Source organism: Enterococcus sp. DIV1316a, assembly GCF_050536915.1.
Taxonomy (GTDB): Bacteria; Bacillota; Bacilli; order Lactobacillales; family Enterococcaceae; genus Enterococcus; species Enterococcus faecalis.
In genome coordinates this window covers 2,499,595-2,522,667 of sequence record NZ_CP172913.1, presented here as the reverse complement: position 1 = coordinate 2,522,667, position 23,073 = coordinate 2,499,595, and the positions used below count along the sequence as shown (strand labels likewise).

Here is a 23,073-nt window from a genome sequence, read left to right as displayed (position 1 = left end):
GAATTCTAGGTAATTTGTTTAAAAAAAGAACAAGTTATGAAAGCCAAATTAAAGAAGAAATGTTATTTTTTCAGTGAATCTCCAAGAAAGTCTTGAAAATTGCAGAAAAAAAGTGCAAAATAGAACTAATACTGTGAAATTATGTTTTGAAAGGAAGTCGTTATGTCAGAGCGCGGGTTATTAATCGTATTGTCAGGTCCTTCAGGAGTGGGGAAAGGGACTGTAAGAAAGGCTATTTTCGACAGTGAAGAAAATGATTTTCAATATTCAATCTCAATGACCACTCGGAAACAGCGAGAAGGCGAAGTGGATGGAGTAGATTACTATTTCCGTTCAAGAGAAGAATTTGAAGCGATGATTGAAGCTGGAGAAATGTTGGAATATGCGGAATATGTTGGTAACTATTATGGGACACCATTAACGTATGTTAACCAGACGCTAGATGAAGGCAAAGACGTCTTTTTAGAAATCGAAGTCCAAGGGGCTAAACAAGTCAAAGACAAAGTGCCTGATGGCGTATTTATCTTTTTGACACCCCCCGATTTAGCGGAATTAAAATCAAGAATTATTGGCCGCGGAACAGACGAAATGTCTGTGATTGAAGAACGAATGGCTGTGGCCAGAGAAGAAATCGAAATGATGGCGCTGTATGATTATGCGGTAGTGAATGATGAAGTTCCTTTAGCCGTGCAACGAATTAAAGACATTATCGCGAGTGAGCACTTCCGTGTTGACCGTGTAATTGGAAAATATATTAAAATGTTAGAGGAGATGTAGCCTTATGATGTTAAAACCGTCAATTGACTCATTATTAAAAGAAGTCCCTTCAAAATATTCTTTGGTTATTTTAGCAAGCAAACGTGCGCATGAATTAGATGGAGGCGTTCAACCAACCGTTGAATCCTTTGATTCTGTAAAAAGTGTGGGTCGTGCGTTAGAAGAAATCGAAGCAGGAACAGTGATCAGTGATCCAAATCCTGAAGAAAAACGCGAACGTCTACGCATTGAACGTGAAGAACGCAAACGCCAACGTGAACAAGAACAAAAAGAATTAGAAAACCGTTTACGTGACGAAAAAAATTAATTGAATGATTGTCAACGAATGGAGAAAGCCGTCTGTCTATTTCAGAGGCTTTCTCTTCGTTTATTCTGAAAGGTGCCAGCGAGACACACAAGACAAATCAGTCAATCTTTAGTACAATAGGCAAAGAGAATTTACATAAAAAGGAGGACGCACCATGCAAAAAGTAGCCAAAGTTATTGTGGATGTACCAACGATGCAAACCGATCAACCATTCACTTATTTAGTTCCTGAAAATTTAAATGAGCAATTGGCTGTCGGCATGCGTGTAGAAGTGCCTTTTGGTAACGGTAATCGGCATGTTCAAGGGTTTGTTCTAGCCATTGAACCAATGGCTGCAACGGTTCTTGACGAAACCAATGTTCAGTTGAAAGAACTAGTGGCGGTGTTGGATTTAAAACCTGTCTTAAATACAGAAATGTTGGCTTTAGCTGATTATATGAAGGAAAAAACGTTTGCTTTTAAAATCACTTGTTTGCAAACCATGTTGCCTAGCGTAATGCGTGCCGATTACCAAAAATATATTTATTTAACGGATGAGCTTTCTGAAGAATTACAAGATCAGTTATTTTATGGTTTAGAGGAAATTTCGTGGGACCAAGCGCAAGAACGTGGGATTTTGCCTCAACTAATGGCGTTGCGTAAACAGCAAAAAGTCGATATTCGCTACGAAGTTACGACGAGAAATAAAGTCAAAATGGTCCGCTTCATTCAAGCCGCTAAGGAATTTGAACAACTAGAGGAAATTCGTTTGGGGTTACGCAAGGGAGCTAAGAAGAAAGAGCAACTTCTTTACTATTTACAACGCTTGGGCACTGAAAAAGTCACCGCTGTGAAGGAAATGAAAGAATTAGGTTTCAGTACCGCGCTTTTAAATGAAGCGGCCAAAAACGGCTGGTTAACGTTCATTGAAAAAGAAGCGTATCGTGATCCGTTTGCTAATCAGACGTTTGAAAAAACGACTGCGTTATCTTTGAATGCAGAACAACAGGTGGCTGTGGAAACAATCTTACAATCGGTCCAAGAACAGCAAAGCCAAACCTACTTATTGGAAGGTATTACAGGAAGTGGGAAAACAGAAGTTTATCTACAGGTCATTGCAGAAGTTCTTAACCAAGGCAAAACAGCCATTATGCTTGTCCCTGAAATTTCTTTAACTCCGCAAATGGTGCAACGCTTTAAAAGTCGCTTTGGCGAACATGTTGCTGTAATGCACAGTGGCTTATCGCAAGGTGAAAAATACGATGAGTGGCGGAAGATTGAACGAGGAGAAGCGGAAGTGGTGGTTGGCGCGCGTTCAGCCATTTTTGCGCCAATCGAAAACATCGGCGTGATCATTGTTGATGAAGAACACGAGGCAAGTTATAAACAAGAAGAAACCCCGCGCTACCACGCGAGAGATTTAGCGATTTGGCGTTCGGAGTACCATCATTGCCCTGTTGTTTTAGGTAGTGCCACGCCGTCCTTGGAATCACGTGCTCGCGCACAAAAAAATGTTTATCAGCGGTTACGATTAACACAGCGTGCCAATCAAGCGGCAACCTTGCCCACGATTGATGTAGTGGATATGCGGAAAGAAGTAGAAAATGGCAATGTCTCTTCTTTTTCCATGTCGTTGCAAGAAAAACTCCAAGAACGCTTAGAGAAAAACGAACAAAGTGTTCTCCTACTTAATCGCCGTGGCTATTCGTCATTTGTGATGTGTCGCGATTGTGGCTATGTGTTGCCGTGTCCGAATTGTGATATTTCCTTAACTTTGCATATGGATAGTAAAACAATGAAATGTCATTATTGTGGGCATGAAGAACGGATTCCTTATCGCTGTCCTAACTGTGGCCAAGATAAAATTCGCTACTACGGAACAGGCACACAAAAAGTAGAAGAAGAATTACAAACGTTATTACCAGAAAGTCGTATTCTCCGAATGGATGTTGATACGACCCGTCGCAAAGGTGCGCATGAAAAAATTTTGCGAACATTTGGTGAAGGACAAGCGGATATCTTATTAGGCACACAAATGATTGCCAAAGGACTGGACTTTCCAAATGTGACGTTAGTCGGTGTCTTAAATGCTGATACCGCCTTGAATTTACCCGATTTTCGTTCCAGTGAACGGACCTTCCAGTTATTGACACAGGTCAGTGGCCGAGCTGGTCGTGCTGAAAAACCGGGAGAAGTCATCATTCAATCTTTTAACCCCGAGCATTATGCGATACAATTGGCAAAAGCCCAAGATTATGAAGATTTTTATACAAAAGAAATGTATATTCGTCATCGTGGGGATTATCCGCCGTACTATTTTACGGTCCAAATTACGGCTAGCCATCCTGAAGAAAATGAAGCAGCGAAACAAATGTTTCAAATCGCGACGAAATTAAAACAAGGCTTATCGCCGCAAGCTATTTTGTTGGGACCAACGCCTAACGCAATTATGCGTGTCAATAATCGATACTTTTATCAAGTGATTATCAAGTATAAACAAGAACCAATGCTTCAACCATTATTGAAAGAAATTTTAACCGATACACAACGAGCAACGGCTCGTGGTTTAAAGCTTTCCATTGATGCAGAACCCATGAATTTTATTTAAAAAATACAGCTTTGAAAGGAGCACTTATGCGCTATCCAGTTGTGATTCACCCGAACGAACACTTAAAAATGAAGGCTCAACCTGTGACGATTATTACCGATGAAATTGTGCAGTTACTAGAGGATATGTATGAAACAATGCTGGCCCATGATGGGATTGGCTTAGCAGCCCCGCAAATTGGGAAAAATTTGCAAATGGCAGTGATTGAAATCGATGAAGAATCTGGTCATTTTGAACTAATTAATCCAGTGATTATTGAAAAAAAGGGAACCAGTATTGATGTGGAAGGCTGTTTAAGTATTCCAGAAACATATGGAACCGTTGAACGAGCAGATGAAGTGACTGTCCGTTATTTTGACCGTGAAGGTGAAGAAATGGAAGTTACGGCTTACGGCTATTTAGCTCGAGCTTTTCAACACGAAATTGATCATTTGAATGGCGAGTTATTTATCGATAAAATGATTGAGAAAATTGCACCAGAAGATTTAGAAGCGTATATGGAGGAACATTTTGATGACTAAAATTGTATTTATGGGCACACCAGCCTTTTCTGTTCCGATTTTAGAAAGTTTAATCGAGGCAGGCTATGACGTTCAAGCGGTTGTCACGCAACCAGATCGACCAGTTGGCCGAAAAAAAGTGATTACCCCAACGCCTGTCAAAGAAGCAGCTTTAAAACATAACATATTAGTCTTACAGCCAGAGAAAATTTCAGGTTCTCCTGAAATGGAAAAAGTGATTGACTTAGCACCAGATTTAATTGTGACAGCAGCCTTTGGGCAATTTTTACCAGAGAAAATTTTAAAAGCGCCCAAACTAGGTGCGATTAATGTCCATGCCTCACTTTTACCAAAATATCGTGGCGGCGCACCTGTACATTACTCGATTATTGAAGGAGAAAAAGAAACAGGCGTCACGATTATGGAAATGGTGAAAAAAATGGATGCTGGCGCGATTTTAGCGCAACGTGCAATTCCGATTACGAAACAAGACGATGTAGGCACCATGTTTGAAAAATTAAGCATTCTAGGAAAAGAACTTTTATTAGAGACGTTACCTAAGCTAATTGCTGGCGAAATCACGCCTATTCCACAAGTGGAAGAAGAGGCTACTTTTTCACCAAATATTACCCGGGAACAAGAACGAATTGACTGGCAAAAAACTGCTGAGGCAATTGATAACCAAGTGCGTGGTATGCGTCCTTGGCCAACAGCGTTCACAACCTATCAAGGGACCAACTGGAAAATTTGGGCAGTGACACCACTGACTGAAACAACAACTAGCGCCCCAGGAACGATTATCCAGCGTAGTAAAAAAGCGCTATGGATTGCTTGTGGTGAAGGGACAGTCCTTCAAATTGATCGCCTGCAACCAGCAGGTAAAGGTCAATTAACGATTCAAGAATTTTTAAATGGCGTTGGTCAAAATGTCGCAGAAAAAGATAAGGTGGACTAACAAAAATGGCTGAAAAAATCCCCAAGAAATTAAAACGTTCTGTTCGATACGTTGCTTTAGAAACCATCGAACGTGTGGATAAAGGTGGGGCGTACTCCAATCTTTTACTTAATGAAATGATGACAAAATCAGAACTAAGCGAGAAAGATGGCCGCTTGTTTACAGAACTTGTCTACGGCACAATTAGTCGCAAATTATTGTTGGAATACTACTTAACACCATTTGTTAAGAAACCGCAAAAAGTCGATAATTGGGTGAAAAATTTATTGATTTTATCGTTATATCAATTACTTTATTTAGATAAAGTGCCTGATCATGCAGTCATTAATGAAGCGGTTGAAATTGGCAAACGTCGTGGCAATCCTGGGATTGGTAAATTCGTGAATGGCGTGCTGCGGGCGTTCCAACGAAATGGAGCACCTAGTTTGGCCGCAATTAGCGATCCAGTTGATCGTTTAGCAACGGAAATTAGTATGCCACGTTGGTTAACAGAAAAATTACTTGCCCAATTAGGCGAAGAAGAAACACGGCAGTTGGGTTTGTCATTATTTGAAAAAAGCCATGCGAGTGGCCGAGTAAACACACGGTTTATTTCACGAGAAGAAGCGCTGGAAGAATTACAAGAAACAGGGATTGCCGCGAAGGAAAGTCAACTTTCCCCTTATGGTGTTGTCGCTGAAAAAGGCTACTTAGCTGGCAGTGAACTGTTTATTAACGGTTGTTTAACCATTCAAGATGAAAGCTCTATGCTCGTGGCTCCAGCGATGCAAATTGAACCGCATCATCGTGTCTTGGATGCTTGTGCGGCTCCTGGTGGCAAAACGACTCATATCGCAACTTTTTTAGAGGCTGAAGCAGGTGGTCGTGTGACCTCTTTAGATATTCATGCGCACAAAATTAAGCTAATTAATGAAAATGCGCAACGCCTCCATGTGGCGGATGTCGTCCAAGCAGAAAAGCTTGATGCGCGACAAGTGGCAGAAGAATTTCCCGCAGAAACCTTTGATCGGATTTTAGTTGATGCGCCATGTTCAGGCTTAGGGCTAATGCGCCGTAAACCAGACATTAAATACCATAAAACGGCCAATGATTTTCAAAATTTACCTAAAATTCAGTTAGAAATCTTAGAAAGTGTTGCCCCAACACTAAAACAATGGGGTATAATGGTCTATAGCACTTGTACTATTACGCCAGAAGAAAATCAGGAAGTGGTGGCAGCCTTTTTAGCCAAACACCCTGAATTTGAAAAAATTGAAATTGTTGCAAATGAAAACGTCCAAGCAGTAGTAAAAGAGCAAGAACTGGTTCTGTATCCCCATCAATACATGACAGATGGCTTCTTTATTTGCTGTATGCGGAAAGTTAGTTCAAATGAGGTGAAATAATTTGGAAATCAACGTTCAATCAGATGTCGGTCGCAAAAGAAATACGAACCAAGATTATGCCAACGTTTTTGAGAACCAACAACACATAACCTTTGCTGTTTTAGCAGATGGCATGGGTGGTCACCAAGCAGGTGATGTCGCTAGCCAAATGGCAGTCAATAATTTAGGTGAGAGTTGGTCCAATGCGTCTGTCGACTCAGCTGAAAAATCTGCACAGTGGTTAATTCAAGCAATTCAAAAGGAAAATGAAAAAATTTATGAACGCGGACAATCGAAACCAGAGTATTTAGGAATGGGGACAACCGTGGTTGGTGCCATCCTTTTACCAGATTCATTTGTCTTAGCAAATGTGGGGGACAGTCGTGCTTATTTAGTTCGTGACCAACACATGTTACAATTAACAGAAGATCATTCTTTAGTGAATGAACTAGTAAAATCAGGGGAGATTACTCGTGAGATGGCTGCAAATCATCCACGAAAAAATGTCCTAACACGTTCTTTGGGAATGCCTGGCACTGTCGAAGTCGATGTAACCAATCATGAATGGCTGCCTAATGACTATTTACTGTTATGTTCGGACGGTTTAACCAATATGGTTCCTGAGACAAAAATTTTAGAAATTTTAGAGACGTCAGATCCCTTAGAATCCAAATTAAGCCAACTCGTTGCCCAAGCAAATGAAGCGGGTGGTTTAGATAACATTACCGTGTTAGTGATACACTTTGACGAACAGAAGGAGGAAAACCAATGATAGAAATCGGCAAGAAGCTGAATGGTCGATATCACATTATTGGCAGCATCGGAAGCGGCGGCATGGCCAACGTTTATTTAGCACACGATTTAATTTTAGACCGAGACGTTGCAGTAAAAGTCTTGCGCTTTGACTTCCAAAACGATCAAGCCGCCATCCGACGTTTTCAGCGTGAAGCACTAGCCGCAACTGAGCTGGTTCACCCGAATATCGTCAGTGTGTACGATGTAGGCGAAGAAGATGGACTACAATATTTAGTCATGGAATATGTGAAAGGAATGGACTTAAAACGTTACATCCAAACGCATTTCCCAATTCCTTATTCCACAGTTGTGGACATTACGCAACAAATTTTATCTGCTGTCGCAATGGCACATGAACATAGAATTATTCACCGGGATTTAAAACCGCAAAACATTCTGATTGACGAACACGGCACAGTCAAAATTACTGACTTTGGGATTGCGATTGCCTTGTCAGAAACGTCAATTACGCAAACGAACACAATGTTAGGTTCGGTGCATTACTTATCGCCAGAACAAGCGCGCGGAAGCATGGCGACCAACCAATCAGATATTTACGCTGTGGGAATTATTCTCTATGAAATGCTAACAGGGAATGTACCTTTTGATGGTGAATCAGCCGTAACGATTGCCTTAAAACATTTCCAAGAAGAAATTCCTTCTGTCAAAATGTTTGATCCAGGAATTCCTCAATCATTGGAAAATGTGGTTCGTCATGCAACCGCAAAAGACCCAAGCGATCGCTACAAAACAGCGAATGAGATGGCAGAAGACTTATACACGTCCTTGTCAGCCAGTCGTTTAAACGAACCTGCGTGGAAACCAACGGCTTTATTAGGAGAAACGAAAGTATTAACTCCGATTCCCGAAGACATCGCTGAACCGGAAGAGACAACGCCTGTCGAAGTCCCAGAAGATATCGCAGATGACATTTTAGCTGAACAACCACCGAAGAAAAACCGCAAAAAATTGTGGATTGGCTTAGCAATTGCGGCATTAATTGCTTTAGCAATAGGTGGCTTAGCCTTTGCAATGTCGGGTGGTAAAGACGTTGAAGTTCCTGATGTTACAAATGAAACGAAAGCGGACGCTTCACAAGCGCTACAAAGTGCCGGGCTGAAAGTCGATAGTGAAACCAAAAAAATTCCCGATGATAAGATTGAAGAAGGCAAGGTGGTCAAAACAGACCCCGAAGCAAAATCATCTGTGAAAAAAGGCCGATCTGTTACTTTATATATCAGCTCTGGAACAGAAAAAATTGAGATGGCCGATTATACAAACGAATCGTATGAATCTGCTGTCGAAGCCTTGAAAAAACTAGGGTTTTCAGAAGACCAAATTACAACGAAAAAAGAATACAGTGATTCTGTGTCTACAGATAACATTATTAAACAAAAACCAGCTGCAGGTAAAAAAGTTGATCCGAAAAAAGACAAAGTCACTTTAACGGTCAGTGAAGGACCAGAAGCGGTTACTTTGCCTAGTTACGCCGGTTATTCTTACACAAATGCAGTAAATGCACTGGCACAGTTAGGCATTTCTGAATCTCAAATTACGCGTGTCGACCAAGCAAGCGATACGGTAGAACCAGGTTTAGTCATTACGCAAGACCCCGCACCAGGTGGCACCGTGACACCTAAAAATGGCCAAGTGACGTTATATGTAAGTAAAGGTAGCGACAAAGTGACACTTTCTGATTATAGCGGAATTTCTTACGATAATGCGGTAAGTCGCTTAATTGCTTTAGGTATTCCAGAATCTCAAATTAAACGAGTGGACGAAGAAAGCGACAAAGTTGAAAAAGATACCGTGATTAGTCAAGAACCAGCTTCTGGTACCGCTGTTGATCCGAAAAATGACACGATTACTTTACATGTCAGCAAAGGCAGCGACTCAGTAACTGTTCCTGATATTTCAGGTTATTCGCCAAAAGCTGCAGAAGACAGCATCAATAACGCTGGCCTTAAAATCAATGAACAAGGATTATCTGGCTCTGGCGATGGCCAAGTCGTTGAACGAACTAGCCCATCCGCTGGCAGCAAAGTCAAAAAAGGCGACTCTGTTACAGTTTATTATTCAAAAGCAAATGATTCAAAAAGCACCACTAGTGAAAGTAGTACGAGTAATTAAGACAAGAGGTTGGGACAGGAGTGTTTAGCTTCAAGAACCAAGTAGGTACTGTTTAACATCTATTTGCTTTTCAAATAGTGTTTCTCAGCAATAAGAAGAAGCTGCTCCTGTCCCGCCGTTTATCTTAAGGTTTAAGTCTAGGAAGGTAAGTCATTTCGACTTATGTCCTAGGCTCTTTTTAATTAATAGAATCGAGAGGCTCCCTTGATTTCTCTGCCACTATCCTGTATATTCGAAAGTAGTTAGGAGTGGTTTATCTGAAAGGTCAAATCAGAAAAGCGTTAAGCGGTTTTTATTATGTATACGCAGATGGAGAAACATATCAAACAAGAGCGCGAGGGAATTTTCGTAATCGAAAAATTACGCCACTCGTGGGAGATGAAGTACTTTTTGAAAGCGATAATTTAACAGATGGTTATGTGTTGGAAATTTTACCAAGACGAAATGAATTAGTGCGCCCGCCTGTTGCAAATGTGGATCTAGGTGTGGTTGTCATGAGTATGGTTTCGCCAAATTTTTCGTTTAATTTGTTGGATCGTTTCTTAGTCAGCTTAGAGTATAAGGATATAGAACCAGTTATTTATTTAACGAAAGTTGATCTATTAGATGAGCCGCAACGTCAAGAAGTCACTGAAATTAAACAGATTTATGAAGCGTTAGGTTATGCGGTGATCGCTTCGGAAGACGTAGAAGCCACCAAAGAATTAGAACGCTTTTTCCCAGAACGGTTGACTGTTTTTATGGGACAATCAGGCGCTGGAAAATCAACATTGTTGAATCAAATTTCACCAGAATTACAACTAGCAACTGCGGAAATTTCCCAATCTTTAGGACGGGGCAAACATACGACCCGTCACGTGGAATTGATTCCGTTATACGACGGTTTGGTTGCTGATACACCAGGATTTAGTGCCATCGATTTCTTGGAGATGGAAGCAGTGGAATTACCAAAGCAATTTCCTGAATTTGTTGCCGCGGCCTCTCGCTGTAAGTTTCGTGAATGTATGCACCACAAAGAACCTGGTTGTGAAGTGAAACGTCAAGTGGAAGCGGGAACCATTGCGACGAGTCGTTACGAAAATTATTTACAGTTTTTAATGGAAATCGAGAATCGACGACCTGTTTATAAGAAAAAATCATAGCAAATATAAAGGGAGCGAGCCAAATGAAACTAGCACCATCCATTTTAAGTGCCGATTTTGCCAATTTAGAAAGAGATATCCGTTTAGTAGAAGAATTAGGAGCAGATTATATTCATGTTGATGTTATGGACGGTCAATTTGTGCCCAACATTACCTTAGGACCGAATATCGTTTCAGCGATTCGTCCAGTGACAAAACTACCATTGGATGTTCATTTGATGATTGTACAACCTGAAAACTATATCAATGCCTTTGCGGAAGCCGGTGCGGATATTATTACCGTCCATCAAGAAGCAACACCCCATATTCATCGTGCCTTACAAATGATTAAAAATGCGGGTGTGAAAGCTGGCGTAACCATCAATCCTGGGACACCACTTTCGATGATTGAAAATGTATTAGACTTAGCAGACCAAGTCTTGGTAATGACTGTCAATCCAGGTTTTGGCGGACAATCATTTATTGAAAACTCACTAGAAAAAATTGCTCAATTAAAAGAATGGAAAGAAACAAAAGGATACACCTATGAAATTGAAGTCGATGGCGGGATTGTTCCTGAAACTGCCGCACGTTGTAAAGAAGCCGGTGCGGAAGTGTTTGTTGCAGGCTCCTACATTTATAATGCTGAAAATCCTCAAGAACGAATCGATGCACTGAGAGCAGTGCTAGACAAATGAGTCGTGTCTTACTGGTAGCTGGCGGTAATCCAAGTGATTGGCCAACCTTTGAACCAGCTACGTATGATTATTTCGTAGGTATTGATCGCGGCTGTCTCCATTTATTAGAGGCCGATTTACCGTTACAATTAGCGGTGGGCGATTTTGATTCATTATCACGAGAAGAATACCATTTTGTCCAAGAAACTGCCGAAACACTCATTCAAGCACCTGCTGAAAAAGATGATACAGACACACAATTAGCGCTTCAAGAAGCTTTACAACGATTTCCACAAGCAGAGATGACGATTATCGGTGCGACAGGGGGCAGAATTGACCACCTGTTAGCCAATCTTTGGTTACCCTTTGAACCACGATTTCAAGGCGTACTTCGTCAAATCCGTCTATGCGATCGTCAAAATAGCATCCAGTATTACGCCCCTGGTTCGTATATCGTACCAAAAGAGCCAGATAAAGAATATCTGGCCTACTGCTGTTTGACGCCTGTAGAAAACTTGACGCTACGACGCAGTAAATATTTATTAACCAATCAAGATGTTCCTTACCCAACATCGTATGCAAGTAATGAATTTATCGAAGAAGCCGCTGCTTTTTCCTTCGATGCAGGGATGATTGCGGTTATTCAAAGTAAAGATAAGTAAAAAGAGGTTGGGCCTTCATCAAAGTGATGAAGGTCCAACTTCTTTTTTTTTTGCAATAAAAAAAGCCGAACAACGAACGTCCAGCTTTGCTTATTTAAGTTTATTAAACACGTTCGATTTTACCAGATTTCAAAGCACGAGTTGACACCCAAACTTTTTTAGGTTTACCATCGATTAATACGCGAACTTTTTGTAAGTTAGGTTTCACAGTGCGTTTTGTTGAGTTCATCGCATGTGAACGGTTATTACCACTTGAAGTCTTACGACCAGTGAAGTAACATACTTTTGCCATTTTAAGTTTCCTCCTTTGCCTTGATCTTGGAGCGATAATATTCAGCTCATACTAACTTAATTTATCATATTAGGCACTGATTTGCAAGAAGATTTTTAGTGACTAACAACAAAAGTAGCTTGTCAGGTGATAGTTTTTCATTGTCTGATTTTAAATACTTAATAAATCCATGCACAAACGTAAGACGATAAAGATGAAAATTTAAGAGTTCAAGAAAAAAATGTAGTGTTCCGTGTTTGATTAATATAATTAAAGTACTTAGATAAATGAAAAAGGAGGAAAATATGAGCTTAGAAATTAAAAAGTTGAAAAAGAAAATGAATGAGCAGGAAATTATTAAAGGAATCAATTTGACTATTCCAGAAGGCGAAATTTACGGCTTCTTAGGCGCAAACGGTGCAGGTAAAACTACTATTTTCCGCCATATTTTAGGCATCTACTCTCCTGATGAAGGGGAAATAACATGGCAGGGACGTAAAGTTGATCGCTTTGATGCTAAAGAGGTCGGTTATCTTCCAGAAGAGCGTGGACTATATCCGAAAAGAACGGTGAGACAACAATTAACTTTCTTTGGGAAGCTCCGTAAAATGAAAAAGAAAGAAATTGAAAAAAGTATCCTCTTTTGGATGGATTTTTTTAAGATACAAAAGAACGTAGATCGAAAAATTAGTGAATTGTCAAAAGGGAATCAACAAAAGATTCAATTTATTGCATCGATCATTCATGGACCCAAGCTTGTCATTTTGGATGAACCATTCTCTGGGCTAGACCCGATTAATGCGAATCAACTAAAAGAAGCAATTCTTTTTTTGAAGGAAAATAGTGCTACGATCATTTTCAGCTCTCATCAAATGGCAAACGTAGAAGAAATCTGTGAAAACATTTGTATGATGAAAAAGGGTGAGGTTCTTGTAGAAGGAAATTTAAAAGAAATCAAAGATGAAACGGATAAAAGAAAAGTGATTGTTCAGGCTGATTTTGACAGAGAAATATTAAAACAAGATTTTGAAATAGAATCGTATAAAGAAGAAAATGATGTTATTTCTTTTTATGTAAAAGATGAATGTACTGCGAAGAAAATTCAAAAATTTATTTTTCAATCAGAAAATATTCAGCAATTCAGAATTGAGCCAATTTCGTTAAATGATATTTTTCTAGAAAGAGTGGGTAAGTAAAGTGAAAAATATAGTGACGATTGCTTTAGAAACATACAAACAAAAAGTCGTGTCAAAAGTGTTTGTTATTATACTGTTGGTTTTGATGGTAGGGATATTTTTGGGAATGAATTATGAAGGGATTCTAAAAAAAGAGGAACCAAGCAAAGAAACCATCCTTGTTGTTTCAAATAATCAAGAAACTGTTACTATGCTGAAAGAAGTTGGTAAAGGTACCAATCTGAACTTTGTTGACGGCGGTCAAAAGTTATCAGATGCTGAGAAAGAGCTGAAAGATAGAGCGAGTAAAACCATTTTGAAAATTGAAAAGAGTAGCGCTGGTCTATACGAAGGAAAAATTTATTACGAAGGAGCTCTCCAATATAATGTGTCTGAACAATTACAAAGTCTTGTAACCACTGTAAATCAATCGATTAAATTAAATCAATTAAATATTGATGCGGCGCAACAACAGTTTTTGAATGAAAGCACACGTTTATCCTTAGAATCTTTAGCTGGAAATCAAGATAATTCGGTTCAAACATTAATACTAGTTTATATTGTTGGCTTTATTCTCTACATTGCAGTTATGCTCTTTTCTACAATGGTTGCTCAAGACATTGCGGTGGAAAAGAGTTCAAGAGTTATGGAAATTTTACTCACAACAATTACACCAGTTCAGCATTTAATTGGTAAAATTGTTGGCATTGGGCTAGTTGGGGTAACGCAAGCAGCAGCAATTTTTGGGGCTGCGTATGCATCTTATGGAATTTTTGGAGATAGTACAGGAGTATTTGACTTTTTGAGTGAAGGCAAAAATAGTCAAGCAATCATCTTAGCTGTCATATGTTTCGTTTTAGGTTATTTGCTATATTCTGTTACGGCTGCTATTTTAGGTTCTGTTGTTTCCTCTGTTCAGGAAGTTCAACAGTTGATGTATATTTTGATTATTCCTTTATTTATTGCGATGTTTATGGTAATGATTCTTGCAGCTGGATTAGGAAGTAACCAAGCGACTATCATTTCATCTTATATACCGTATCTATCACCGATAGTCATGTACGCACGTTATATGCTGGGGGATGCATCGTTAAATGCTTTTGCTGTAGCGATGGGAATTAATCTGGTTTTTACTGCGATTTTAGCGTTTCTAGGGAAGAGTGTTTATCAAGGGGGCGTGTTTATTTATAGTGGAGATAAACTTATAAATGTTTTCAAAAAAGCGTTTAAATCTGGGAAATATTATGTTAGATGAGTATAAAAAGTCTTGTCGCAACTCTCATGTATAAAACATTTATTTTGATAAATAAAAAAGTAATTGAAATTGTACACTCAGTATAGCGAGTGTACAATTTTTGTTTATAGCGTAATAGTCGGGCACCGAAATCTACTTTTTCTCAGTTTCACTTGTAAAGAAAGCTTGAATTGTCTTTTATTAGAGTATATACTTTTTTTATTAACTGAAATATAAGGAGGTTTTAATTTGGCGAGGTTTGTTTTTATTCTAAGTAATATCACGGCAGTGGTTCAAGTGTTCTTTAATTATCTAAAGTCAAAAGTAGTAAGGCTTAATAAAAAAATTACTTTACATAGTATTTTCGGATTGATGGTTATTGCAATTTTGAATGGCAAAATAATTTCTGCTATAGGAATGTATGGATTTGCTTGGATTTATTTGAGTATAATAATTTTAGGTTATTTTTTTATCTCTAAAAGCCTTATTAAAGTTTTAGGTATAAATTCTTATATCGTCATTATTTCAGCTATAAGTGGTCAGTTTGTATCCTTTATAAAGGAAAAAATATTTGGCGCAGAATTAATTTTTTCAAGTAATTTAACCATGTTTTTACATAGTACATTTCGGCTAGCACTATCAGTAATTCTGACGATATTAATGATAAAGGGGATAAAAAAACTAGAAAAAAAGTTTTCTATTATCAATGAGTGTCTTCTGCTTTTTAATTTGATAGGAATCGGCACAATGATTATCTACTATACCAGCCTGGTTTTAGGAAAATATTTGGGGAATAACAAGGAAATAATTGTAGTAAATTCCATCTTTCTCACGCTCTATTTAGTCGTTTCATTAATTTCTTTTATTGTGTATCTTAGTTCGCTCAAAAATAAATATGATATTCAACAGAAGGAAACAGAATATTTAGAAAATCAGAGATATATGGAGGCAATGGAGAAACAATTCAAGGAGATTCGGAAGTTTCGGCATGATTATAAAAATATCCTAAATTCATTAGAAGATTTTATTGTAAGTGGAGATTACGAGAGTCTTAATGACTATTATTTCAGTAAAATAAAGAAAGCATCAAAATGCATTGATCAAAATGGGTTCAAGTTAGAAGCGATTGGAAACATTCGAGTAAGAGAAGTTAAAAGTCTCCTTGTGTCTAAGTTGATTTCAACGCAAGAAAAAGGAATGGATGTACAGTTAGAAGTGACTGAACCAATTGAAGAATTAGCCATTGATTCAATTTCTTTGGTTAGAATACTAGGTATTTTTTTAGATAACTCTATAGAAGAAATCGAATTTTTAGGTGAGGGTAAGCTTGTAATCGCTGTATATAAAGATGCCTCTGCTGTACATATTATTATCCAAAATTCATGTAGGAAAAATTTACCAAAATTCCATCTACTTAAGCAACGCGGTTTTTCATTAAAAGGCACTGATAGAGGAATGGGATTGAGTAATGTTCAAGAATTGCTTCAATCCCTAAATAATGTTCAACTAGCTACCTCCATCAGTGATGGATGGTTTACTCAAAAATTGACGATTGAAAACAATAGGAGGTGCGAATAAGGTGATTTCTATTATTATTTGCGAAGATGATTGGCGACAACGACAAATGTTGGAAACCTATGTTAAAAATTACATAATGATGGAAAGTCTTGATATGGAACTGGTTTTTTCAACAGGAAATCCGTTAGAAGTACTTGAATTTGTCAAAAGTCAGTCTAGAATAATTGGGTTATATTTTCTAGATGTTGATTTACAACATGAAATGTCAGGATTAACCTTAGCAGCTAAAATCAGAGACTACGATAATTTAGGTAAAATCGTTTTTGTCACAACACATGGGGAACTGTCCTATCTGACGTTTACGTATAAAGTGGAAGCGCTGGACTATATCATTAAAGACAACAAAGAACATCTACAGCAGAAAATCTGTGAAAATATTCAATTGGCTCATGAACGTATAACTAGTGAACGTGGAGATACAAAAAAATTATTTAAATTTAAGGACGGCGATACCATTCGGTCTGTAGATATGGCAACAATCATTTTTTTTGAATCTTCTTCCGTATCGCATAAAATCGTTTTACATCTTGAAAACGGAGAAATTGAATTTTATGGTTCCTTAAAGGAGATTGAAGAACAGTCTAATGACTTTTATCGTTGTCACAAATCATATTTAATCAACCGCAAGCATATAAGTAAAGTTATAAAAAGCGAACGGATTGTCGAAATGAGTAATGGAGAAAGATGTTTAGTCTCAGTGAGAGCCATGAAAAACCTCTAAAATCAGCAGACAAGATTCAATGAACCAAGTCGAATCTTGTCTTTTTCTGCATTGACAATGCACGACAAACGTTGTAAATTGTACAAATGTTGGTAATTATGAGGAAGGGTCTATAATATCTGACGAACTTCCTTTTAATTAAAGGCTGGATATGATAAAATGTTATGGAAGAAAATAGGGCGAATGTGCTCTTATAAGGAGGCTTTCATCAATGGCTGTAAAAATTCAAACACCCGCAGGTACCATTGAGATTACCAATGATGTGATCGCTACAGTAGTTGGCGGAGCTGCGACAGATATTTACGGAATTGTCGGAATGGCAAGCAAAAATCAAATTAAAGATAACTTAAACGATATTTTACGTCGTGAGAATTACTCACGTGGTGTCGTTGTTCGTCAAGAAGACAACGGAATCGCAGTGGATGTCTACACGATTGTTAGTTATGGTACAAAAATTTCTGAAGTTTCTCGTAACGTCCAAGAAAAAGTAAAATATAATCTTGAAACATTATTAGGTGTCACTGCGAATTCAGTTAACGTTTTTGTTCAAGGAGTTCGTGTATTACCGGATTAGAGGTAGTGTACTGTCAACGATGCAATTGCACAAGGAAGTCGTGTGTTGCCGTTAGCGGTAAATCTGAAGGAGGATTTTTTAGGTGAATGTAACAGAAATCAGCGCAGGTCAGTTCCAGGAAATGGTCCAGGCAGGTGCGACTCGTCTGCACACAAATGCAGAATATGTCAACTCATTAAACGTTTTCCCTGTACCCGATGGTGATACAGGAACAAATATGAACTTATCAATGACCAGTGGTGCAAAGGCTGTGGCCGATTCTCGCTCTGAAAAAGTAGGAGAATTAGCAGGTGCGTTATCCAAAGGGTTATTAATGGGTGCTCGTGGAAATTCTGGGGTTATTTTATCTCAATTATTCCGCGGCTTCTCAAAACAAATTCCTGAGGTTACAACATTAAATGCCAAAGACTTGGCCGCTGCATTTACACATGGTGTAGAAACAGCGTATAAAGCAGTGATGAAACCCGTTGAAGGAACAATCTTAACTGTTTCTCGTGAAGCGGCGCGTTCTGGTGAACGTAAAGCGAAAGAAACAGATGACTGTATCGAAGTTATGACAGCTGTTGTAGCAGGTGCTAAACGTGCCTTAGCGAAAACACCTGATTTATTACCTGTCCTAAAAGAAGTCGGCGTTGTAGATAGTGGGGGTCAAGGACTACTATTTATCTATGAAGGATTTTTAGAAGCGCTTAGTGGTGAATTTTTACCAACTGAAACCTATGAACCAAGTCCTGCCGAAATGGACGAAATGGTTAATGCTGAACATCACCGTGGTGTTAGTGGTCACGTTGCGACAGAAGACATTAAATTTGGCTATTGTACAGAAATTATGGTTCGTATCGGCGAAGGCCCAACCGTGGACAGCGCTTTTGATTATGAAACATTCAGAAACTACTTAAATGAACTAGGCGATTCTCTATTAGTCGTTAACGATGACGAAATTATCAAAGTTCACGTGCACACTGAGCATCCAGGTGAAGTGATGAACTACGGCCAAAAATTTGGTTCGTTAGTAAAAATAAAAGTAGACAATATGCGTTTACAACATGAAACGTTAGTTGAACGCGATGCTCAGCAAGAAGCGTTGACTGAAAAAGTTCGCGTACCGTTTGCTGTGATTGCTATTGCAGCCGGTGAAGGCGTTCAAGAATTATTCCGAAGTTTAGGTGCAAGCTACATTATTAGTGGTGGCCAAACAATGAACCCAAGTACGGAAGATATTTTAAAAGCAGTCAAAGAAGTGAATGCAGAGCAAGTCATTATCTTACCAAATAACAAAAACATCTTTATGGCAGCTGATCAAGCAGCAGAAGTTGCCGATGTACCAGTAGCGGTTGTTCCATCTAAAACCATTTCTCAAGGAATGACAGCAATGTTAGCTTTCAATGATCAACAATCATTAGAAGAAAACAAAGCAAGTATGACGGAAATGTTAGACAGCGTTGTGAGTGGTCAAGTAACCACAGCTGTTCGTGACACAACCATTGATGACGTTGAAATTAAAAAAGATGACTTCTTAGGAATGATTGATGGTAAAATCGTCGTTTCTGAAGCAGATCGTTTTAATGCATCATTAGACACGTTGAACCGCATGATTGATGAAGACACTGAAATCGTGACAATTATTGTCGGCGAAGATGGTTCGGTTGAAGAAGCTGAAAAGCTAATCGCTATTTTAGTTTCTGAAAACGATGAACTAGAAACAGAACTTCATGAAGGTGGACAACCTGTGTATCCATACTTATTCTCAGCAGAATAGGTTTTCGTGATGAAAAAATAAAAACGAATAAAGCCTGGAACAAAAATCACTTTGGATTTTTGTTCCAGGCTTAAAAATTGATAAACGGCGGGAACAGAAGCAACTCCTTCGGAAATAAGCCGAAATTCTCCAAAAATTATAGAACAATTTTCGGAAATTCCTTCTTATTTCTCGGAGTTAAACACTTCTGTCCCGACCTCGATTTAATGAATGATCCATTTTTTTGCGTATATTAATGAGGAGGGGATTTTATGGACATCACAGATTTAGTCAGCGTATTGCCCGGTGTTGGCCCAAAACGTGCTGAAAATTTACAAGAACTGGGGATTGCTACAATTGAAGACTTATTGACGTATTATCCCTTCCGCTACGATGATATCCAAGAAAAGGATTTAAGCGAGATTCAGGATCAGGAAAAAGTTACGCTAAAAGGGCTAGTGGTTTCGGAAGCAGTCGTTAGTCGGTACGGTTATAAGAAGAGCCGGTTAACGTTTCGAATGATGCAAGAACATGCGGTCATTAATGTTTCCTTCTTCAATCAACCTTTTTTAAAAGACAAAGTAGTTCTTTCCGAAGAAATTGCTGTTTATGGCAAATGGGACGCCAAGAGAAAATCATTAAATGGCATGAAAATCTTAGCTTCTAAAGGAGACAATGAAGATTTCGCCCCCATTTATCATGTGAATAAAAAAGTCCGCCAAAGCACGTTGGTTCAGTTAATCCGCACTGCTTTTGAAGAGTATGGTTCACTGGTTGAAGAGATTTTACCGAATGATTTATTAGAAAAGTACCGCTTGATGCCTAGAAAAGAAGCAATGTGGGCGATGCATTTTCCCAGTAATCCAGAAGAAAGCCATCAAGCTAAACGACGAGTAGTCTTTGAAGAGTTTTTCCTTTTCCAACTTAAAATGCAAGGATTGAAGAAACAAGAAAAAGCGGAAAAAAATGGTTTAGCTATTCAATATGACGTGGATCGCTTAAAAACGTTCACCCAAGGACTGCCTTTTGAATTGACAGGCGCCCAAAAAAAAGTGACCAATGAAATTTGTCGAGACTTGCGAAGTCCGAAGCATATGCAACGATTGCTTCAAGGTGACGTGGGGAGTGGGAAAACGGTAGTGGCTGCGATTGCGCTATACGCCACCATGACCGCTGGCTTTCAAGGGGCGTTAATGGTTCCGACTGAAATTTTAGCGCAACAACACATGGAAAGCTTACAGCAGTTGTTTGATCCATTAGAAGTGCGAACGGCCTTATTAACAGGTTCCACCAAAACGAAAGAACGTCGTCTAATTCTCGAAGAACTGGCCAATGGCGAGATTGACATTGTGGTAGGGACCCATGCTTTGATACAACAAGATGTCAGTTTCCATCAATTAGGTTTGGTAATCACCGATGAGCAACATCGTTTTGGTGTGAATCAGAGAAAAATATTAAGAGAAAAAGGCTTAAAACCAGATGTTCTATTTATGACGGCCACTCCGATTCCTCGAACGCTGGCCATTACAGCCTATGGCGAAATGGATGTATCAATCATTGATGAAATGCCAGCTGGACGGATTCCAATCGAAACACGTTGGATTCGGCCGCCGCAGTTAGATACTGTTTTAGAATGGATGGAAAAAGAGCTAGCTCGAGGACATCAGGCCTATATTATTTGTCCCTTGATTGAAGAATCCGAAGCCTTAGATGTGAAAAACGCAACAGAAATTTTTGAACATATGCAAAGCTTTTATTCCCCAAGATATCAAGTGGGATTGCTACACGGTAAAATGAAAAATCAAGAAAAAGATGACATTATGCAGGAGTTCAAAGACAATCAGCTGCAATTATTGGTTTCTACCACCGTTATTGAAGTTGGCGTGAATGTACCAAATGCCACAGTGATGTTAATTATGGATGCGGACCGGTTTGGGTTAGCACAATTACATCAGTTACGGGGACGTGTGGGGCGTGGCTCCAGTGCTTCTTATTGTATTTTAGTGGCCAATCCGAAAAATGAAATGGGCGTTGAGCGTATGAAAATCATGACAGAAACCACCAATGGTTTTGTCTTGAGTGAGCGTGATTTGGAACTTCGCGGACCTGGGGAAGTGTTCGGTGCACGGCAATCAGGGGTGCCTCAATTTGCGGTAGGAGATATCGTGACGGACTTTAACATTTTAGAAGTTGCGCGCCAAGAAGCAAGTTCCCTATGGCAAGTGAAAGAATGGTGGCAATATCCTGCTTATCAAGGCTTAGCCAATCGAGTGAAACCCCAAGATGAGGCGGCCCAATTTTTCGATTAGAAGAGGTAATTTTTGAAGCCAGAAAGTAAAAGCCAATGCGTATTTCTTTGAAAAAAATATGTTATACTTGTTAGGAAACAAAAAAGTAGGAGGGAATCACTCATGAAAATTGCTGTAGATGCAATGGGTGGAGATAACGCCCCACAAGCAATTGTTGAAGGGGTTATGCTAGCCAAACAAGACTTCCCAGACATTGAATTTCAATTATATGGAAAAGAAGCCGAAATAAAAAAATACATCACCGATGAAAAAAACATTACGATTATTCATACCGATGAAAAAATTGCTAGTGACGATGAGCCAGTTAAAGCAATCCGTCGTAAGAAAACTGCTTCCATGGTTTTAGCAGCGCAAGCAGTTAAAAATGGGGAAGCCGATGCGATTTTTTCTGCAGGCAACACCGGAGCGCTATTAGCAGCGGGTCTGTTCATTGTCGGCCGCATCAAAAATGTGGAACGTCCCGGTTTGATGTCAACTTTACCTGTCATGGGAGAACCAGACAAAGGGTTTGACATGTTAGATTTAGGAGCCAATGCAGACAATAAACCAGAACATTTGGTTCAGTATGCCGTTTTAGGTTCATTCTATGCTGAAAAAGTTCGGAACGTTCAGAATCCTCGTGTCGGTCTATTAAATAATGGAACTGAGGAAACAAAGGGCAGTGAATTAACGAAAAAAGCCTTCGAATTGTTAGCAGCAGATGAAACGATTAATTTTGTCGGAAACGTTGAAGCACGAGAATTATTAAATGGCGTAGCTGACGTGGTGGTGACAGATGGCTTCACAGGAAATGCCGTTTTAAAATCCATCGAAGGCACAGCTATGAACATGATGAGTTTGCTGAAAACAGCGATTCTTTCTGAAGGTGTCAAAGGAAAAATGGGCGCCTTATTATTAAAGAATGCGTTGCGTGGCATGAAAGACGAAATGGACTACTCAAAACATGGGGGGGCGGTTTTATTTGGCTTAAAAGCGCCAGTCATTAAAACGCATGGGGCCACGGGTCCTGATGCCGTCCGCTACACCATTCGTCAAATTCATACAATGTTAGAAACCCAAGTTGTCCCACAATTAGTGGAATATTATGAAGGCAAAGCAGAGTAATTTGCAATTGTCTTGACATCAGTTTGTTACTCAAATGAAAAAAAGATGGACAAATACCCAAATTGTGAGTACAATGTATCTTAGCGTTTTAGTAAAAGAAAGAACCTTTTTTCAAAAGCAGTGGAGGTGAATACAGTTGACTCGTGAAGAAGTACTTCAAAAAGTAGCGAAGATTATCTCAAACCACTTTGATATTGAAGCGGATCAAGTAACAGATCAATTAAACATTAAAGATGATTTGAACGCTGACTCAATTAGCGTAATGGAGTTTGTTTTAGAACTTGAAGATGAATTTGGAACAGAGATTTCAGATGAAGATGCAGAAAAAATTGAAACAGTTGGTGCCGCTGTAGATTATATTGTGAGTAATTCATAAAAAATAATAAGACAAAGTCGATTGACATTCGTGTTGATCGACTTTTTTTGCGTACATAATGGTTATTTTATTAAGCAATAAGGCTATTTTTACACATATTTTTGTAAAAAAAATCATA

21 protein-coding genes are annotated in these 23,073 nt (G+C 38.9%); 20 read left to right on the top strand and 1 reads right to left on the bottom strand.

Annotation, left to right across the window (positions count from 1 at the left end):
- Nucleotides 1–162 precede the first annotated feature (162 nt).
- The 11 genes from gmk to IGL56_RS11940 all read left to right on the top strand — a co-directional run bounded on the left by gmk (nucleotide 163) and on the right by IGL56_RS11940 (nucleotide 11,875).
- Nucleotides 163–777, top strand: a complete 615-nt coding sequence (gmk, locus tag IGL56_RS11990; protein WP_002354915.1) for a guanylate kinase — start codon at nucleotides 163–165, stop codon at nucleotides 775–777.
- Nucleotides 778–781: 4 nt separating this feature from the next.
- The gene (gene rpoZ / locus IGL56_RS11985; protein WP_010816056.1) at nucleotides 782–1,084 is read left to right on the top strand and encodes a DNA-directed RNA polymerase subunit omega; all 303 of its coding nucleotides are present in this window, start codon (nucleotides 782–784) and stop codon (nucleotides 1,082–1,084) included.
- A 154-nt stretch (nucleotides 1,085–1,238) separates the two neighbouring features.
- Entirely contained in the window at nucleotides 1,239–3,671 is a 2,433-nt protein-coding gene (gene priA / locus IGL56_RS11980; protein WP_002392688.1) for a primosomal protein N', read from the top strand.
- A gap of 26 nt (nucleotides 3,672–3,697) precedes the next feature.
- Complete coding sequence (def, locus tag IGL56_RS11975) at nucleotides 3,698–4,192, top strand: peptide deformylase (RefSeq protein WP_002389420.1); 495 nt, start codon at nucleotides 3,698–3,700, stop codon at nucleotides 4,190–4,192.
- Nucleotides 4,185–5,126 carry a methionyl-tRNA formyltransferase gene (fmt, locus tag IGL56_RS11970; protein WP_002392687.1) on the top strand — a complete coding sequence of 314 codons (942 nt, stop codon included), beginning with the start codon at nucleotides 4,185–4,187 and terminating at the stop codon, nucleotides 5,124–5,126. The genes def and fmt overlap by 8 nt, the downstream gene beginning before the upstream one ends.
- Before the next feature lie 5 nt (nucleotides 5,127–5,131).
- Nucleotides 5,132–6,511, top strand: a complete 1,380-nt coding sequence (rsmB, locus tag IGL56_RS11965; RefSeq protein WP_002354921.1) for a 16S rRNA (cytosine(967)-C(5))-methyltransferase RsmB — start codon at nucleotides 5,132–5,134, stop codon at nucleotides 6,509–6,511.
- Between the two features lies 1 nt (nucleotide 6,512).
- The gene (locus IGL56_RS11960) at nucleotides 6,513–7,262 is read left to right on the top strand and encodes a Stp1/IreP family PP2C-type Ser/Thr phosphatase (RefSeq protein ID WP_002354922.1); all 750 of its coding nucleotides are present in this window, start codon (nucleotides 6,513–6,515) and stop codon (nucleotides 7,260–7,262) included.
- Nucleotides 7,259–9,415 (top strand): serine/threonine protein kinase IreK, encoded by a 2,157-nt coding sequence (gene ireK / locus IGL56_RS11955; RefSeq protein ID WP_430599788.1) that lies wholly within the window; start codon nucleotides 7,259–7,261, stop codon nucleotides 9,413–9,415. The genes IGL56_RS11960 and ireK overlap by 4 nt, the downstream gene beginning before the upstream one ends.
- A 248-nt stretch (nucleotides 9,416–9,663) precedes the next feature.
- A complete protein-coding gene (gene rsgA, locus IGL56_RS11950) occupies nucleotides 9,664–10,557 on the top strand; it encodes a ribosome small subunit-dependent GTPase A (RefSeq protein ID WP_002354924.1) in 894 nt (297 codons plus the stop codon).
- A 23-nt stretch (nucleotides 10,558–10,580) separates the two neighbouring features.
- A complete protein-coding gene (rpe, locus tag IGL56_RS11945) occupies nucleotides 10,581–11,234 on the top strand; it encodes a ribulose-phosphate 3-epimerase (RefSeq protein ID WP_002354925.1) in 654 nt (217 codons plus the stop codon).
- Nucleotides 11,231–11,875 carry a thiamine diphosphokinase gene (locus IGL56_RS11940; RefSeq protein ID WP_002354926.1) on the top strand — a complete coding sequence of 215 codons (645 nt, stop codon included), beginning with the start codon at nucleotides 11,231–11,233 and terminating at the stop codon, nucleotides 11,873–11,875. The genes rpe and IGL56_RS11940 overlap by 4 nt, the downstream gene beginning before the upstream one ends.
- A 103-nt stretch (nucleotides 11,876–11,978) precedes the next feature.
- Here the strand turns inward: IGL56_RS11940 and rpmB are convergent, their stop codons facing one another.
- Entirely contained in the window at nucleotides 11,979–12,167 is a 189-nt protein-coding gene (gene rpmB, locus IGL56_RS11935; protein ID WP_002354928.1) for a 50S ribosomal protein L28, read from the bottom strand.
- Nucleotides 12,168–12,451: 284 nt separating this feature from the next.
- Here rpmB and IGL56_RS11930 point away from each other — a divergent pair, with 284 nt between their 5' ends.
- From IGL56_RS11930 to acpP, 9 genes are all read left to right on the top strand, one after another.
- Entirely contained in the window at nucleotides 12,452–13,342 is an 891-nt protein-coding gene (locus IGL56_RS11930) for an ABC transporter ATP-binding protein (protein WP_002354929.1), read from the top strand.
- A 1-nt stretch (nucleotide 13,343) separates the two neighbouring features.
- Nucleotides 13,344–14,576: an ABC transporter permease gene (locus tag IGL56_RS11925; protein ID WP_086328933.1), complete on the top strand. Its 1,233-nt coding sequence runs from the start codon at nucleotides 13,344–13,346 to the stop codon at nucleotides 14,574–14,576.
- Between the two features lie 228 nt (nucleotides 14,577–14,804).
- Nucleotides 14,805–16,133 (top strand): sensor histidine kinase, encoded by a 1,329-nt coding sequence (locus IGL56_RS11920; protein WP_002392685.1) that lies wholly within the window; start codon nucleotides 14,805–14,807, stop codon nucleotides 16,131–16,133.
- 1 nt (nucleotide 16,134) lies between these two features.
- Nucleotides 16,135–16,854 carry a LytR/AlgR family response regulator transcription factor gene (locus IGL56_RS11915; RefSeq protein WP_002413786.1) on the top strand — a complete coding sequence of 240 codons (720 nt, stop codon included), beginning with the start codon at nucleotides 16,135–16,137 and terminating at the stop codon, nucleotides 16,852–16,854.
- A 211-nt stretch (nucleotides 16,855–17,065) separates the two neighbouring features.
- Nucleotides 17,066–17,428: an Asp23/Gls24 family envelope stress response protein gene (locus IGL56_RS11910; protein WP_002354933.1), complete on the top strand. Its 363-nt coding sequence runs from the start codon at nucleotides 17,066–17,068 to the stop codon at nucleotides 17,426–17,428.
- Between the two features lie 82 nt (nucleotides 17,429–17,510).
- On the top strand, nucleotides 17,511–19,187 hold the full coding sequence (locus IGL56_RS11905) for a DAK2 domain-containing protein (protein WP_002354936.1): 1,677 nt from the start codon (nucleotides 17,511–17,513) through the stop codon (nucleotides 19,185–19,187).
- Between the two features lie 251 nt (nucleotides 19,188–19,438).
- A complete protein-coding gene (gene recG, locus IGL56_RS11900; RefSeq protein ID WP_002354937.1) occupies nucleotides 19,439–21,475 on the top strand; it encodes an ATP-dependent DNA helicase RecG in 2,037 nt (678 codons plus the stop codon).
- Between the two features lie 102 nt (nucleotides 21,476–21,577).
- Nucleotides 21,578–22,579: a phosphate acyltransferase PlsX gene (gene plsX, locus IGL56_RS11895; protein WP_002354938.1), complete on the top strand. Its 1,002-nt coding sequence runs from the start codon at nucleotides 21,578–21,580 to the stop codon at nucleotides 22,577–22,579.
- Nucleotides 22,580–22,715: 136 nt separating this feature from the next.
- Nucleotides 22,716–22,955: an acyl carrier protein gene (gene acpP / locus IGL56_RS11890; protein WP_002354939.1), complete on the top strand. Its 240-nt coding sequence runs from the start codon at nucleotides 22,716–22,718 to the stop codon at nucleotides 22,953–22,955.
- Nucleotides 22,956–23,073 lie beyond the last annotated feature (118 nt).